Here is a 15,660-nt window from a genome sequence, read left to right as displayed (position 1 = left end):
CCGACATCAGGAACGGGCTGGTGAGAGCTGTCCGGTGGAGGCCGCGTGTGCGTGGGGGCCGGTCGGCAGGGACGCGGACGGGGGCACCCCCCTGGTCCGCGCAGCGGGAGGAAATCTCCAGGTCCCGTGCCGTGCCGAGCTCAGGCGACGAGAGAGTTCTCGTTGACGGCGAACACGGTGTCGCACCGGTCTCGGACGCGGTCGTCATGGGTGGCGATGATGACGGCGCATCCGGCATCGCTCATCTCACGGAGGACATCGATGACCGCTGTGGCATTGGCATGGTCGAGGGCGCCGGTCGGCTCGTCGGCGAGCACGAGGGCAGGCTCCTTGACGATGAGCCGGGCGAGCGCCACCCGCTGCTGTTCCCCACCGCTCAGGTAGTGGATCTTCTCGTCTCCTCGTCCTGCCAGGCCGACACGCTCAAGTGCCTCAGCGATGACGACGTTCGCCTTGCCTCGTGCAGACCGCTTCGGCTTGGTCGCGATCTCCAGATTCTCAGTGATGGTGGCGTTCTCCATCAGGGCGTAGTTCTGGAAGAGGTAGCCGAGGACCTCGCGGCGGAAATGGCGGGTATCGCGCCGTCCGAACCGCGTGATGTCCTTTCCCGCATAGCGGATTTCACCGGAATTAGGCTTGTCGAGGAGACCGATGCAGTTGAGGAGCGTGGACTTTCCGGCCCCGCTGGGACCGACGAGGGCGAGCATCTCGCCCTTGCTGACCGTGGTGGTGACGTCGGACCACAGGGTCCGGGGGCCGAAGTTCTTGGACAGGCTGACAATATCGATCATGACACGACTCCTGCTGGGTGGAGGGAATGCTTCCGGGCTTGGTCTGCGCCGGGCTCAGGCTTCGGCAGCCCGCTCCTTCACGGTGCGCCGGTGAAATGCCCCGAGAGCAAGGAGAACGGCTCCGAATTCGATGACGACGAGCCCTGCGATGACACCCAGGTCCAGTCCTGTGAGATGGACGGCCGGGAAGGGCGCGGGGATGCCCTGGGCCGCGAGCTCCTCAAGATCCTGATTCTGCTGCCATGTCTGGATCGGCACCCACCAGGCGAGGAAAGCTGCGAGAAGTCCCTCCACACCGAGAATGAAGCGATGGGTTGCCGTGAATCTCCAGCCGTTGAGGTACTGAGCAAAAGCTGCCTGGGCGTTCTTGCGTGAATGGATCACACAGACCCCGACGCCAGTGATGAGAAGTACAGCGACGGACGCGAGGAGGTTGAAGAACTGCAGTCGGAAGTCGTTGACTGCCGAACGCAGGCTCTCCGCGGCGTTCTGCCCGACGGGATTCACGGTCGCCACATAGGTCTGCAGGTCATGGTCGTCGGCCTCAAGGGGACCGAGGACGTCGCTGGGCTCGGGGAAGATGATTCCGTCCTGGGTCGCGAACGTGGTGTAGGCGTCGTCCGTGAGGATCTTCGATCCATTGGGAACCATGACGATTACCGGGTCGCGCACCAGGGTTCGGTCGTCGTCCGGACTGTAGGCGGTATTGGGGCTTCGATCCCCGGAGTTGTAGCCGAAGACGCGCTGACCGCTCTTCGCCGGAAGGGTTTCCACCGTGAGGCGCTTGCGTAGATCAGGATCCAGCCTGCCGAACACATCAGGGACCGCTGCCTTGATGGCGGATGCATGGCGGGCGAGCGTTTCAGGGACGATGAGTCGCACGGTGTGCGCGTCTGCGCTCTTCCCGTCGTGCGACAGCGGAGAGTACGGCCGTCCCCTCGGGTCGACGACGGGCTGCTCGGCGAGGAAGGTCTCGTTGACGATGAGCATCTCGCCCTGGGGAAAGCGGGCGTTCAAGGGGAGATTCTGCAGATCGTGGCGCCCGGCGACGACGATCTCGTCAGCTGCGTCGGCCTTCCGCAACCACTGGCCGACCTGGGCGACCACGTGCCCCGAGTCACCACCCCAGCTGCCGTTGAGGCGGATGGTGACAGCATCGCCGGCCTTGGCGTAGACATCCTGGTTGTCCTGGCGCACCGTCATGTGCTGGCCCGCCGAGACAACATCCATGGCGAAGCCGAGTGCGAGCAGTACTGCGGGTACGCGCACCAGATATGTGGCGGCGAATGCTGTCCGGGCCGGCAACTCACCCTTGAGCGCCCGGAGTACGTCGACCTTGAACGTGAGGGCGAGCGCGGCGGCGTGGGTGGCCACCACCAACAGCACGAGCAGGCCGACGAGGCAGGCGGCCACTGAGGTGAAGAGACCGAAATGGGCCAGCCCGTTGTAGAGGCCGAGAGATGCCAGGACCGTAGCTGCCACAGCGCTGGCGGCCACGGCCCAGAAGACCGCCAACTGCTTGAGATCGCGAAGGAGAAGTTCTACCAGGGACATGCCCTGCAGGCGCAGTACCCCGTAGGTCTTCGCGCCGAGCAGCACACTCGCGCCGGTCATCGTCACTGCGGCGAGTGCGACCACGCAGAAGGACCAGAACAGCGCGCCCTCGACGAAGCCGCGGGCCAGTTCGCCGGAAGCGAGGGGGTGTTGCACCGTTGCGCTCAGGCCGAGATCAGCGAGTCGGGCAACGAGGTCATCCGCGGCCTGCGGCGATCCGAAGACGTAATAGAAGCCCCGTGGGTCACGCTGTCCGATCTCGGCGATGGGGTGCACCGCGGTGTCGACGTGCGAACCGAAAGCCGGATAGCCGTCCGTCAGCCACGACTCCGCATCGGAAGCCGAGTCGCCCGAGGCCAGGTACAGGTGGCGGAGGCCGTCGGGATTCTTCACGTCGGGCAGCACACGAGCGACCGCGACCTCATGATGATCCGCGAACTCGGCGATCGCACGGGTGACCTGACCACCGCTGACGGAATCGTCGGACCTGGTGACCCAGATCTGAGCCGAACTGCCCAGCACCAACTCCTCGTCCAGTCCACGCACGAACAGAAAGGACAGCATCGCCGCGAAGAGGAGAATGGCGACATGGACGAATTTGATACCTCGGTGGAGCATCGCGTTACCTAGGTTCGGGCACTCGGGAGCGCATATCTCGTAAGGGTCGGCGTGAAGAAGAATCCGGCTGCGGAGCAAAACACGATGCCCCGCAGCCAGGTGCGACATTTTCAGAATTCAGCTGCGCGTACGATCCGGCTTCAGCAGGCCGGGTCGTAGTACGCCTTGTTGAGCTCCCATGTCGCGATCTTCGCCGAAGCCTTGGACCAGACCTTTTCCTTGGTGCAGCCGCTCTTGGCCCAGTACGCGCCCTCCACGGAGGACGCGTGGTAGTTATCCTTGTGGTAGTAGTTCGAGTACACGTAGTTCTCGCCCACGCCGTGGCTCCACTTTCCGCCGCCGGCATCTTCCGCGGCCAGCGCGGGTGCGGCAACGGCCATGACTATGACACCGGTTGCGGCCACGGCCTTGAGGCTGTTCTTCAGGCTCAACATGAGTTCCCTTTCCGTTCTGGAGTCTCGGTTTTCGGCATGCGTCGACCGATCCCCGTTTGTCTTGTGCGGTTTGCTAAATCTGTGATGTGCGACTCATGCCGCGATCCATGGGACACGGCAAGCGTGAGGTTCCAGGCCTTCCGGGCACAAACCCGTGATCACTGACTTGCGAATGGCACGCCATGTCTTTAGCGAGCACTTCAGATGGACGCACAGCTCGACCAGTTCTCGCGTACCGCTGCTCTGTCCGGGATGCTCCAAGCGCCACTGCTCCGACAGGTAGTCGTACACATCAGCGGTCGTGAGCTCGCCACCGAAAACGGTGTGGGTGACAGACTCCCTGACGAGACGGGCACTGCGGGAGTCGACAGCCTTCTCGATGAGCTCTCTGACCCACGTCAGACCCTGCTCGTCCGCATACAGACCGAACCTGAGCGTGCGCGTCCTCATTACGTCAGCCCCTAACGATCTTCTTCTTGGTGCAGTGCTTTGCGCGGTAGCCTGCGGGCATCTGGTCGTTGGCGTCCTTGATGGCCGCCTTCCACGCGAGATCCTGAGTCTTGGCCCACCCGTGGCCGTTGAAGTAACCGTGGCCAGAGCTGTCAGAGATGCGCCACTTGGTGCACTGCACGGTCGCATTCCAGCCGTTGGCCGCCTGTGCAGGCGCAGCGACACCAACGGAGAGCGTGGCCGCAATGGCAGCGGTGACGAGAGGGGAAATGGCAATCAACTTGCGCATGACTGCTTCTCCAAGGAGTGGTCGTTCATCTGGCAGGGGGCGAATCGGTGATGTGGCCCACCGGTGCCCTGGCGCTGCCAGGCACGACAGACAACGCCTCGGCTGCACAAGCCGAGACGGGATCTGAGCGTTGGTCCCCCTGCCCCCTGAGCGCACCCGCTATTGGTCAGTGAGCAGGCGGCCGTCACGAATGCTACGTAAAGAGAGCGATCTTGAGCGACTGATTACCCACGTGAGCATGATCACGACAAATTCAGGGAACCTCGAGCCCCTCGTGGCTGTCGCCTTCATTGAGCTGCGCATGACAAGTGGTGGAGGAGTCGATCATGGCGAAGTCCCGGGACATTGGATTGTCGCTGGCTGTGACCGCTGAACACGTCGCTGAGTTGGGACCCCGAGGCGGACCTGGCGATCGCCCAGACCGCGGCCCGACTTGTACCGCACGTCCGCGCCGCCTCCGACAACTCCGCCCCGAAGGGCCCCGGACGACGAGTCCGAGGCCGAGCAGGAGCCCTCCCTGGGGGAGAAACCCCAGGTCAGAAGCACCAACCATGATGCTTGACCCTGTTCGTGACGGCTGGCGCTTAGCCGTCCGCTCACGCATCGCTCACGCATCGCTCACGCAACGCAGGGACTTCTCAGGGGGGAAGTGGGCGGCGGGGACGCGGCGTTCGGCCCGGCGGCAGTCGCGGTCGTCACACTCGGCCATCAGCAGCTCGGCGAGAAAAGCCGGCACAGGACAGGCCCTCGCGTTCGGCGCGGGCGACGGTGTCGGCGGCCTGCGAGCGCATGGTGGGCAGCCGGAACAGCCCCAACTGCCGGCTATCGCGGCGGATCCGGTCAAGCAACACCTGCTTGGACAAGGACATCCACAGCACCCGCCCTCGGCGCACCGCAACCACCGTTCCATCGCAAGGCCCGAGGTGGGGCCACTTCGCCTCGCCGCTAACCCTCAGTGCCCACGAACGCCCCTCCCGCTGCGGCCCGTTGGAGTCGCCCCGGGGGGCCGCCGAACGTCGCCCTAGCCAGAGGGGTGATGATCGGGACGGGGTCAGTCGCCGTGGTAGAGGCGCGCTGGATCGATCAGCTGGATGGTGGGGGTCGTTCTCGGCGAGGTGGCGCAGTTCGTGTGTGAAGCCGGTGGCGCTGTAGCAGTGCGGCCGGGTGACGTCGGTGGCGGTGCCGCGCGCGGTGAGGAGAGCGCGGATGTGCTGGAGACGTTCAAGGTGGCCGGTTCCCATGACGTCGTTCCATTTGGCTTCGCCGATGGCGAGCAGGGTTTCGTGGCCTGTCGGTCTCGCCGTGGACCGCGACGTCGACTTCGTGGCTGCTCTTCGCGGCGGGATCGTTGACGGTCCCGCTGGCGACCCTTGTGACCTGCCCGCCGTGGGGTGCGGTGGACGCGTGCCGGCGGGCCCATTCGCGGCAGACCTGTTCGAAGTGCGGGCCGACGACCTTGCTGCGGAAGGTGGACTGGGCGCGGCGCCAGACGGTGGGGGCGCGTCCGGGGCGCTCCAGATCGCCCCAGGTGGGGCGCATGACCGAGTGGTAGAAGGCGATGAGGGGTTCGGCGATGCGGTAGGCGGAGCGGTTGCGGCGGAAGGCGTCGGCGTCGTGGGTGATCAGGCCGACGTCCTGGAGGACGCTGAGCGGGTGGGCGAGGTCGGTGGACTTGCGGCCGAGATGGTCGGCGATGCCGCCGCGTGCGGCGTTTCCGGCGGCGATGGCGGCCAGGACGGAGTGGTACAGCGCGGTGTCGTGGAGTTCGGGTTCCTCTGCGAGCAGGTAGCGGGCCTCACGGAAGAGCGGACGGGCGGGATTGAGGACGGCGCGGGTGACCCAGGCGTCGAAGTCGTCGGGCCCGGCGGGGGCATCGCCCTGGGTGAACTCGCGGCGGTAGGCGGGGGTGCCGCCGACGATGGCGTGGGTGAGCAGTGCGGTGCGCGGGTCGGTAATCTCCCAGAACTCGGCGGCGAGGCCGAAGTCCAGGGTGGGGACGACGAGTTCCAGGCCGGCGCGGCCGCGCAGTGGGGCGTTGCCGGCGAGAAGTCCGCCCATGAAGGACAGGGCGGAGCCGCAGAGCAGGAGCCGTACGGGGGTGTTGGTGTGCTGGGCGGCGGGATCGAGGGCGCGCTGGATGATCGAGGGGAGGGCGGGGGGACGCCTTGGCGAGGAAGGGGAACTCGTCGATGACCGCCATGGTGGGGCCGCCCCTGTCGGCAATGCGCATGAGTTCAGTGACGGCCTCGTCCCAGTGGGTGAAGCGGAACGGGGTGGGCTGGTCGCGATGGAGAGCGAGGGCTTCGCCGAACTGGCGCAGGGCGTCGGTTTCGGTGGTCTCGGTCGCGGTGAACATGAAGCCGCCGCTTGCCCGCGCGAGGGCGTCCAAGAGGAAGGTCTTGCCCTGGCGGCGGCGGCCGGAGACCACGCCGAGGGTGGCACGCGGGCCGGACAGGGCGGCGAAGCGGGTCAGCTCGGCCCACTCGAAGTCGCGGTCGAACATTTCAGCGGGTTTGTCCACTGCGCACCTCTGTAAGGATAGGTGCGCTTATTATATCTGGACTTATTCAAGAGCCTCACCCTCATGCGTGCGTGCCGTGGGTGCAGGGCCCTGCATGGCCTGGGAAAAGACCTCTCAGTAGTTCTCGTATGTTCGCGGGGTTTCCCGTCCCCGTGTGTGCCGAATGTGTTCTGCAATGCCTTCCTGGCAAGCCGTCAGTTGCCCATGCGGCGGGGCGAGGCGGTGCCTGTTCAGGTAGTCCGACAGGTCATACCCAGGTCTGACCCTGCAGTTCAGCTCCTGGTCCGACGCCCGGCAGGGGCGGCGAAGGCATCGTCATCAGCATGACGAACCCGACGACATCCATGGCCACCCCGGTCACAACGATCAGCGCCCGACTGCACGGCGCACTGCCCGTGGAGCAGTGGGAGGCCACCGGCTTCCCGGGACGTTGGGTGGGCGGCACTGCCATGGTGCTCGGCCCACCCCTGATGCTGGCCGGCGTGTTGTTGCGGGCCCGCTTCCACTTCTTCTACCCCGACCAGCTTGCCGCGTACGAGCGGCACCCCACCTTGATGGCCACCGCATACGGCCTCTTTGCGGCGGGTGGCCTGCTGCTCTGGCCCGCCGTGGCCGTGATGGCCGCACGCATCGGGGCCCGCAGCGCGGGTTGGGGACTGTGGGGCGGGGTGCTGGTCATGTTCGGACTGTTCGCCCGCGCCTTCCACGCGGGGGTGGACCATCTGGCCTTTCAGCTGGTGCGTTCCCAGGGGGTCGGGCCCGCCACCGAAGCGGTCTCCGCCGGCTACGGCGCCTTCCACGTCTTCGCCACGTTGAACCTCGCCATCCTCGCCGGGTGGGTGGTCCTTGCCCTCGGTGCGTGGCGCACCCGGGTGCTCGGCCCGGTCCGTGCCGTCGCACTCGGCCTCACCGCGGCACTACCCCTCGGCGTACTCAAGGGGACCACCCCGCTGTCACTGGTGGCCCTGGCCGGACTGTGCGCCGCATTGGTGCCGCTGGGCTTGGCGCTGCTGCGCGAAGCGCCCCGCCCCAGTCGGGCGGCGGTGCTGCGCTGGGTGCCGCTGACTCTGGTGACGCTCGGGCTGATGGTGCTGCTGGGACAGGCCGGCTGAATGCACGCGTACAGGTACGGTCGGGCCATGAAGTCCCGTGGGCAGCGACATCTCTACGCCCTCGACCTCAGCGCGGCCCTGGCCCTGACCGCCGTGTACGTCGGCTTCGCCCGGCTGACTGCCGACGACGGCCAGCCGGCCTTCACAGGACCGCTCTGGCTCGGCTGTCTGATCGCCGCCGCCGTCGGGCTGCCGATCGCCGTACGCCGCCGTTGGCCGCTCGCCGTCCTGGTGGCCGTACTGGCCGCCCTGGCCACGGCATCGCTTCTCGACATCCCCCGTGAGCCGTACGCCGCTGCCGGGCTTGCGGCCTACCTCGTCGGACTGGCCGAGCCCGCCCGCCGGTCCGTGTCCGCACTTGCGGTGGCGCTCCCGGTCGCGTGCGGTGCCGTCTACCTCGGCGAGGCGGTGGTCACTCCCGCAGAGGACTGGCGGGGCGCCGTCGGGGTGGCCGGGCTCGTGTTCCTGGTGGTCGGCGGGGCCTGGGGCGTGGGGTTCACCGTGCGCGGCCGCCGGGCCGAGGCCGCCCGGGAACAGCGGCGCCGGTCGGAGCGCGCACTGGACGAGGAGCGTCTGCGGATCGCCCGCGAGCTGCACGACATCGTCTCGCACAACCTCAGCCTGATCGCCGTCAAGGCGGGTGTCGCCGGGCATGTGGCGGAGGCCGACCCGCGGGAGGCGCGGGCCGCCCTCAAGGTCATCGAGGAAACCAGCCGTTCGGCGCTGGCCGAGATGCGGCGCACGCTCGGGGTGCTGCGCACGGAAAGCACGCCCCTGGCACCCGTACCGAAACTCGACGACCTCGGTGCGCTCGCCGCGGAGGCACAGCGCGCAGGGGTGGACGTCGACCTGACGGTCCACGCCACGGAGGACCTGGCCGAGGGGACACAGCTGACCATCTACCGGATCGTCCAGGAGGCCCTCACCAACGCGGTCCGGCACGCCGCCCCGACCCGCTGCCAGGTCACGGTCGAGGCGGATGCGCGAGAGATACGCATCGACATCGCGGACGAGGGACCACCATCCGCGTCCGGGCAGATCGTCGGTGAACTGCCAGGCGGGCATGGCCTCTTGGGGATGCGGGAGCGGGCGATGATGTACGGCGGCAGCTTCGAGGCCGGGCCCCGGCCGGAGGGCGGCTTCGCGGTGTCCGTCCGCCTGCCCGCCGAAGGGAAGCAATGACCATGACCGACGCGCTCCCGGTCCGGGTACTGATCGCCGACGACCAGGCGATGGTGCGCGGCAGTTTCCGGGTCCTCGTCGACCACACGCCCGGCATGACGGCCGTGGGCGAGGCCGCGAACGGAGCGGAGGCCGTCGAACTCGCCCGCCGCGAACGGCCGGACGTCGTGCTGATGGACGTACGCATGCCGGACCTCGACGGCATCGAGGCGACGCGGCAGATCTGCTCGGACCCGGCCCTGTCCGGCGTCCGCGTCCTCATCCTCACCACCTTCGACCTCGACGAGTACGTCTACGCCGCCCTGCGCGCCGGCGCCGCGGGTTTTCTGCTCAAGGACACCCCGCCGACCGAGGTCCTCACCGCCGTCGGCGTTGTCGCCGCGGGCGATGCGCTGCTCGCTCCTTCGGTTACCCGCCGCCTGATCGCGGAGTTCGCCCGCCGTCCGGAGCCCGCCCACCCGATCAGCCGCTCGCTGGACGGAGTCACCGACCGGGAGTTGGAGGTGCTCGTCCTGATCGCGCGGGGTTTGTCCAACACCGAGATCGCAGAGCACCTCCACCTGAGCCTGGCCACGGTCAAGACCCACATCGGACGCCTGCTCGCCAAGCTGCGTGCGCGCGACCGTGCCCAGCTCGTGATCGTCGCCTACGAGACCGGGCTCGTAGGGGATCGGCGGGGTGGAGTGTGACGGTCCAGGGGAGTTGTGTCATGGCCCCCCTCGCTGGCGACTCATGTGTGCCGCGAGACCGAAAGCCCTGCCGCCCGCTAGGACGACAGGGCTTCTGACCTGCTACTCCGCTGTGCCCCGGCAGGATTCGAACCTGCGACACCCGTTTTAGGAGAGAGGCGGGGCTGTCGTGCAGGTGACCTCAGGCTTCGATGCCTGCGGAGATGGCCAGCAACTTGACCGCTGGTCCCCCTCGTTGACCGTGGCCGACCCCTGCGTCTGGCACGGTAGTGGCACGAGGCTCAGCCGACGACAGTCCGCTACGACGGTGGGTGCGCCAGCCGATCACGCGCGCGTATGCCTCGCTGCACCCCACCGGCCTCAGCCACGCTACCGGCTTGTGTCATCGACCAGAGCAAGTAGCGACAGCCGGCCCCGTCACACGGTGCGCGAGCCCTCAGCTTGGGCAGCTCAGCGCGTCCAGGGCTTGTTCAAGACCAGGCCTACGGAGCCTTGTTGGCCGGTGTCGGCGCGTCGGGCGAAGGCGATGTTGACATGCCCGGCCGGCTTGAGAGCACCGCGGATCAGGTCGCGGACGGTGGCCAGGACGGCGGGGGTGTTATGGGCCCCGACAACACGCCTGGCGTGACCGCGCGTTTCATGACCCGCCCGTGAATACCGCCGCCCAACAACGGTTTCAGGCTGTGCCGGGGCCGTAAATCAGCCAAGCCTTGACTGCCACAGCGCCCTCATAGAAGATCTTTTCGAGCCCTCAATAACGGGGGCGGAGATAGGGGGAACGTGAAAAAGTTTGGGAAGTCAATACTTTTCGGCATTTTGGGCGCCGCGCTTGCGGTTTCCAGTTTTGCCACCCCGGCGGCGGCCTACGGCTCTCAGAGCGGAACCGGTACCGGCAATACCGTGGTTGAGGCCAACGGCGGCCTCATACCTGGGCAGCCCGTCATCCATAAGAGAGGTGACGGCGTCAACCCGCCAGCGGAGCTGGGTAACCCCTCCGAGTGGGGCGTGGTAAAGCTGGAAATCAAAGATTCGGCCGTTCAGCTGAAAGGGAATACCTGCGAGACCGTGACTCATGGCAAGTGGTGCTATGGGTACGATCTGGTGTCGGCTGGAAAGAGGTGCTACTCGAACTACATCGCGGATGTGAAGCACAAGTCAACGGTCAGGGTCCAGAACGTCGACCACTCAAGTGGCTGGGTGGCGAAGGGGGAGACTTCCTACGCCACCTCAACACAAGGTGCAGCATGGACTTGCTATGCATACTACGATAATGCATAAATGTTTCCGCTGTGATGAGGGTTGACCACCCTCGGGTGGGCCATTGCTCCGGGCGCACACGGGCCCGGAGTAATGCCGCATTAGGGCCGGAAGGGGAGAGAGTGAACTATTGGAGTGCTCGGGTCGCGTCGTTTGCGGTGCCACTCGGGCTTGGCTTGTTGCTTGGGCTGCTAGGGCCTACCGTGGAGCATTGGGGCGGCCGTCCAGGTGCGGCCGTGGGCGCCGTTTTCACCGGTGGGTGGCCGTGGGCGTGTTACGCGTTTCTGGTGGGTTATTTCCGCCGGTCTAAAATCGAATCGGTTGTTCTCGCACCTCTGGGGCTGGCTGTCGGTGTCGTGACCTACTACCTGACCAAGGGAAGCCTGGCCTCCCTGGATGGACTGGATTCCTCAGGTGCGGGATCATCCGGAATTGTCCTCTGGGGTGTGCTGGCATTCTTCTTCGGGGCACCCCTTGGGCTCCTGGGGAACCTCGCACGGGTGCCGGGCATCGGCGGCCTAGGCTTCCGGCTGCTTGTTCCCCTGGTGGCTTTTTATGAGACTTCCATGCGCCTGGAGACGGAGTCGCGCGGGCCGAGTCAGATTGTTCTGGGTACCTGGACCACCGTTCGGTTCACGGCTGTTGCCGTTGCGGTCGCTCTGGTGGGCCACACGGTCTGGGGTTGGTGGAGGTCTCGCCGTATTCGTTCCGCCGGGGTGGGCGTTGGCTAGCTTGAGTTTTAGCCTTCTTCGCGCCGTTGTTTGCCACGAAACGATCGACGCTCCCATGTGGGCAGCGCCCGCGATCGCCCTCTCCATGAGCGGCATGCGGTTTCGGAACACCCGCGGAGTGAAGCCTCGTTGCGTCGGTGTTTCACAACTCGTTCTTCGCAGAGCGCTGGGGCCAAGCGGGAGCTTCCTCTACGCCGTCGGCCTTACCCATCGGCTGTCCGCCTTCAACAGTCGGCGGATCGTGTCCACGTCCAGCGCCGCGTTCGCAGCCGCAGCGTGAGCCAGCTCCTCGTCGTCGAGGAGTACTACCAGCCGGGACTGCGGAAGCCTCGAGTGGCGCGCCGCCGCAGCCCTCACGGCATACTCCGGGTCCCGGGTGAGCCGCTCCACGGCTGTCGGCTCAGTTTCGGGGTCGCGTGCGGCCAAGGCCCGGACCTCAGGGTCCTCGTGGTCGGCGAAGGCTGCCAGTCCGCTGGTCGGGAAGTTCGGCCGGGTGGTGAGGTGGCTGCGCTCGGCGCCGGTGTACTCCAGGAAGCTGCGCAGCAGAAGTGACGCGGGGGCGTCCGGATGGTTCTGGGCCAGCAGGACGCGTACGCCGAGATCGTCGTCGGAGGCCAGGCGGGCGACGAGGTCCGGTGACAGCAGATGGTCCCTGGCTGCCTGTCGCCGCAGCAGGGGGTGGTTGGAGAGTGCGTTTCGGCGGACGGTCCCGGGATTTCGGGCCACCTCAAACACCGGGTGGAAGACGAAGGGCTCGTCCATGGGGACCTGGTAGTCGATCCGGGCCCGTTCCTCCTCGCTCAGTGCGGGGTGGAGGGACACGGCCAGCCGGACGCCGGGGTGGGGGTCCGTCATGAGCACGCGGCGCTCGGCCGGTGCCAGGTCCGCGTGGTACGCGACCTTCGTGCGCACGTCCGGGTCCGGATCGGCGACGAGTGCGCGGCGCTCGGTGGGTCCGAGGTCTGTGCGCTGCGCGATCAGGCCCCGTATCTGCGGATCCGGGTCGGCGGCCAGGAGGACCACCGCGTCGGCGGGGAGGGTGGGGTTGACGGCGATCATCGCCTTGTCCTCCTCGCCTACGGGCCTGGTGAGGACGCCGTCCACTACCGGTCTGCTGAGGGCGCGGTGGAGCAGCATGTCGGTACGGGCGTGGCACGGCCGGTCAGGGAGCGCGCTCTCCACCCACGCCGGATCCTGCAAGCGCGCATGGCGCTGCGCCCTCTCCCGGACCCCGTCGTCGGGGTCTGCGAGCAGTGCAGCCCGTATGTCCGCGGACAATGACGACCAGCTGCCGACGCCCCAACGGCGGACCTTCGCGATCGGATGTGTGGGCATGGAGCGGCGCAGCCTGGCGGAGATCTGCTGGTAAAAGGGGCCGCCGAGGAGTTCGTCGTCATACGTGCTGATCATGTGGACGACGGCCTCATCGGGCAGAGGCCTGGGACGCGCGGGGGCTGCCACTCGCGGTCCCTCGGCGAGGTGGGCGCGGACGAACCACTCGGGATCGTCCAGTAGCCGAACTCGCTGGGCCGGATCGACATGGGGGTTACGAGCGAAGAAGCTGCGGGTGTAGGTGTCGGGGTGCTCGATCACCGCGTCGACGACGGCGTCAGGCAGGATCCGGTCCCGGCACAGCACCATTCGTACGGCAAGCGGAGCGTCGGAGAGTAGCCACAGGAGGGCGCTCTCCGGCACGGACGGGTTGAGAGCCAGCCCGGCGAGCCGACGGGTGGGGAGGTCGGCGTCCGCCCAGATCTGCTCAGGTGTAGGCATGCCTTGTACCCCCCCCAGGTGTCAACCGGTCTAGTGAAGACTTGGTCCACGACCTTATCCGCCTTGCTTCCCGAAACCGACGCTGATGGAGTGCATGCCATGCGGACTGCAGAGTTCACCTCACGTGGGCCTGGCAGGCGCCGAACCATATTTATCGAGGTTAAAACTCAAGCTAGTGGCACGTGTGTGGCACGGACTCGAAGACGAAGGGCCAGCCTGGGAGGAAACCCTCCTGAGCCGGCCCTTTTGCTGTGCGCCTCCGTGACTCGCTTTCGAACCCTGGCGCACCCCTGTTGCGACTGTTCAAGGCGCTGGAGAGCGTCAACATGGCGGCGTTGCCACAGGTAGAGCCGCCGTTGGTTGAGCCAGGCGTCGCAACGAGCGTTCGTGAGTGCCGGATGCTGTCACCTGACGAAGTGGCGGAGCTGGTGGAGGCGTACCGACGCGGCGCCGAGATGAACGAGCTGGCTCGGCGCTACGGCGTCCACCGCCACACGGTAGACCGGCACTTGGAACGTGCCGGCGTGGCCAAGCGACAGATGACCAAGATGACACCGGCACGAGTGAAACAGGCCAAGGAGCTTTACGAGCAGGGACTGAGCACGAATGAGATCGGGAAGAAGTTCGGCATCAGCGGCAGCGCGGTATGGAAGGCGCTCAAGCGGGCGGAAGTAGAGATGCGTCCGCCCGTGGCGTAGTAGCTCATAGCTGTCTTGTTCCAATTAAAAGAACACCCCGCGACCAGCCAACGGACACTCTTCGTTGGCGGTGTGTCTCAGGCTACGCCTTCGACGCAGAGGGTTTGTTGTCGTTCCTTGCGTCAATCACGACGATAGACGGCTCCTTGTCGAGACCCAATTCCTTGAGCACCTTGGCGACCTTATTCTGGTGAGCCTGGGTGTAGCAGATGATGACCTTGATGGACTTATCGGTCCTATTTGCCTTCTCGTAGACGGGGACTTGGTTCTCTAGGTTTCGCTTGAGCGACGAATTGCTCGCAAGCTTGAACTCGATCAATGATTTATCGCCCGCACCATAGCTGACCTTGAAATCTACCGGCCCGCGTCCGTTGTTCGGTTCTCGGTTGACGTCAAAGTCAGTGCGACACCAGAGCAGGCCAAAGAACAGCTGAACCTCGTCCTCACGCGAGAACGGCTTCCCTGCACGGTTGATCAGCTTGTATCCGTCGTTGTCCTCGACATAGGCCTTGAAGAGATGGACGCGATCAAGCGCCTCGTCGTAGCTGGTCCACGCCTGGTCGTAGAACCTGGACTTCGAAGCAAGGTCGGCGACAGCCAGTTTGAGCTGGGTGACGAGTACTTTGTAGGTGTCGTCGACCTTTTCCGAACTGGTTGCGACAGCCTCGTCGCCTGAGTCTTCCTTGGTCTTGATGTAGTAATCGACGAGTTCTGGGAACTGGCGAATTGTGCTGTGGGCAGCCGCTGCACGATCTTTCGCTGTAGGCTTCCTCCCCAGTCGCTGGCGAAAGTAGTTGTTGACCTGCGCTCTAAGTTCGTCGTCAGGCACGGCAGACGGCAGCCTGTCAAAGCTGCGGATCATGTCCGCTTGACTAATCCAGGTGTCGTCACGAGTCAGGATATCGGTCGGCGTCAGCAGGACGAAGTCATCGCCGAGCCGAGGCAGGACGTACCTCTGTGCCTCCCAAGATTCGGTGTCATAGTTGAACGCAGCTCGCGTCACTGCGAAGGTCTCGACCTTTTCCGGAGAAAGGTGATTCTTGGCGAACGTCTGGGTGTAGTCGAGGAGGTAGTCCTTGATTAGATTCGTCGCGAAGTCGCTGATGTTGTCACGCCCGACACCAGGTTGGATCAGGGCCAGCTTCTCCAGATGGGAGCTCTCGGTGATTTGCTCGGAGCCGAAGTTAGTAAGAATTGACCCGAGTGACTCGTGCAGCGAAGTTGCGAACTTACCACCGAGTCCGCTGCCGCCATTGCCAAGCACCGTGAACCCGAACCAGTTCTGCTTGACCTCTTTGAACCGGTACCAGCTCTTTATCAAACTCGGATCAAGATCGGGCGCTGCCTTATCACGCAGAAAGTACAGGTACTTGAGGATCTGCTCATGGAGGGCTTGGTACTCGGGCTTTTCGCTGTTGAAGAGGAGAAATGGATCGATGAATAGTGGAAGGTCGGAGACGATGCTGACATCAAAGGCCCCGTACTCCTCCAAGACGGCGGGATCGACGCCGAAGTATTCGGAGAAATAGAGGTCGAAGTCAGTCATCGTCTAGCCCCGCTT

General features: G+C 65.6%; 15 protein-coding genes and 1 tRNA gene. 7 read left to right on the top strand and 9 right to left on the bottom strand.

Going from position 1 to position 15,660, the window contains the following annotated elements:
* Window positions 1–140 precede the first annotated feature (140 nt).
* The 6 genes from ACI2L1_RS23215 to ACI2L1_RS23190 form a co-directional block, all read right to left on the bottom strand.
* Window positions 141–791 (bottom strand): ABC transporter ATP-binding protein, encoded by a 651-nt coding sequence (locus ACI2L1_RS23215; RefSeq protein WP_404741253.1) that lies wholly within the window; start codon window positions 789–791, stop codon window positions 141–143.
* A 54-nt stretch (window positions 792–845) separates the two neighbouring features.
* On the bottom strand, window positions 846–2,963 hold the full coding sequence (locus ACI2L1_RS23210; RefSeq protein ID WP_404741252.1) for a hypothetical protein: 2,118 nt from the start codon (window positions 2,961–2,963) through the stop codon (window positions 846–848).
* A 140-nt stretch (window positions 2,964–3,103) separates the two neighbouring features.
* On the bottom strand, window positions 3,104–3,397 hold the full coding sequence (locus ACI2L1_RS23205; protein WP_404741251.1) for a lactococcin 972 family bacteriocin: 294 nt from the start codon (window positions 3,395–3,397) through the stop codon (window positions 3,104–3,106).
* A gap of 454 nt (window positions 3,398–3,851) precedes the next feature.
* Window positions 3,852–4,136, bottom strand: coding sequence for a hypothetical protein (locus tag ACI2L1_RS23200; RefSeq protein WP_404741250.1), 285 nt, complete (start codon window positions 4,134–4,136; stop codon window positions 3,852–3,854).
* Window positions 4,137–4,831: 695 nt separating this feature from the next.
* Window positions 4,832–5,005: a hypothetical protein gene (locus ACI2L1_RS23195; RefSeq protein ID WP_404741249.1), complete on the bottom strand. Its 174-nt coding sequence runs from the start codon at window positions 5,003–5,005 to the stop codon at window positions 4,832–4,834.
* Between the two features lie 352 nt (window positions 5,006–5,357).
* The gene (locus tag ACI2L1_RS23190; protein ID WP_404741248.1) at window positions 5,358–6,194 is read right to left on the bottom strand and encodes an ATP-binding protein; all 837 of its coding nucleotides are present in this window, start codon (window positions 6,192–6,194) and stop codon (window positions 5,358–5,360) included.
* Window positions 6,195–6,273: 79 nt separating this feature from the next.
* Between ACI2L1_RS23190 and ACI2L1_RS23185 the strand changes: the two genes are divergently transcribed.
* The 4 genes from ACI2L1_RS23185 (at window position 6,274) to ACI2L1_RS23170 (ending at window position 9,640) form a co-directional block, all read left to right on the top strand.
* Entirely contained in the window at window positions 6,274–6,672 is a 399-nt protein-coding gene (locus ACI2L1_RS23185; protein ID WP_404741247.1) for a hypothetical protein, read from the top strand.
* Between the two features lie 308 nt (window positions 6,673–6,980).
* On the top strand, window positions 6,981–7,769 hold the full coding sequence (locus tag ACI2L1_RS23180) for a hypothetical protein (RefSeq protein WP_404741246.1): 789 nt from the start codon (window positions 6,981–6,983) through the stop codon (window positions 7,767–7,769).
* A gap of 27 nt (window positions 7,770–7,796) precedes the next feature.
* Window positions 7,797–8,951, top strand: a complete 1,155-nt coding sequence (locus ACI2L1_RS23175) for a sensor histidine kinase (protein WP_404741245.1) — start codon at window positions 7,797–7,799, stop codon at window positions 8,949–8,951.
* Window positions 8,948–9,640, top strand: a complete 693-nt coding sequence (locus ACI2L1_RS23170) for a response regulator (RefSeq protein ID WP_404741244.1) — start codon at window positions 8,948–8,950, stop codon at window positions 9,638–9,640. The genes ACI2L1_RS23175 and ACI2L1_RS23170 overlap by 4 nt, the downstream gene beginning before the upstream one ends.
* Window positions 9,641–9,756: 116 nt before the next feature.
* Here ACI2L1_RS23170 and ACI2L1_RS23165 read toward each other — a convergent pair.
* Window positions 9,757–9,829 (bottom strand) — tRNA-Arg (locus ACI2L1_RS23165).
* A 591-nt stretch (window positions 9,830–10,420) separates the two neighbouring features.
* On the opposite strand from ACI2L1_RS23165, the gene ACI2L1_RS23160 reads away from it, so the two are divergent.
* Both ACI2L1_RS23160 and ACI2L1_RS23155 read left to right on the top strand, forming a co-directional pair.
* Window positions 10,421–10,918 carry a lactococcin 972 family bacteriocin gene (locus ACI2L1_RS23160; protein ID WP_404741243.1) on the top strand — a complete coding sequence of 166 codons (498 nt, stop codon included), beginning with the start codon at window positions 10,421–10,423 and terminating at the stop codon, window positions 10,916–10,918.
* 215 nt (window positions 10,919–11,133) lie between these two features.
* Entirely contained in the window at window positions 11,134–11,628 is a 495-nt protein-coding gene (locus ACI2L1_RS23155; RefSeq protein ID WP_404741242.1) for a hypothetical protein, read from the top strand.
* Window positions 11,629–11,817: 189 nt separating this feature from the next.
* Here the strand turns inward: ACI2L1_RS23155 and ACI2L1_RS23150 are convergent, their stop codons facing one another.
* A complete protein-coding gene (locus ACI2L1_RS23150; protein ID WP_404741241.1) occupies window positions 11,818–13,401 on the bottom strand; it encodes a hypothetical protein in 1,584 nt (527 codons plus the stop codon).
* 293 nt (window positions 13,402–13,694) lie between these two features.
* Between ACI2L1_RS23150 and ACI2L1_RS23145 the strand changes: the two genes are divergently transcribed.
* Window positions 13,695–14,099: a hypothetical protein gene (locus ACI2L1_RS23145; protein WP_404741240.1), complete on the top strand. Its 405-nt coding sequence runs from the start codon at window positions 13,695–13,697 to the stop codon at window positions 14,097–14,099.
* An 82-nt stretch (window positions 14,100–14,181) separates the two neighbouring features.
* On the opposite strand, the gene ACI2L1_RS23140 is transcribed toward ACI2L1_RS23145, so the two are convergent.
* Window positions 14,182–15,645 (bottom strand): hypothetical protein, encoded by a 1,464-nt coding sequence (locus tag ACI2L1_RS23140; protein ID WP_404741239.1) that lies wholly within the window; start codon window positions 15,643–15,645, stop codon window positions 14,182–14,184.
* Between the last annotated feature and the right edge of the window lie 15 nt (window positions 15,646–15,660).

Origin of the sequence: Streptomyces sp. NPDC019531, assembly GCF_044903305.1 — a bacterium.
Lineage (GTDB): Bacteria > Actinomycetota > Actinomycetes > Streptomycetales > Streptomycetaceae > Streptomyces.
This window is presented reverse-complemented; position numbering and strand designations above follow the sequence as displayed.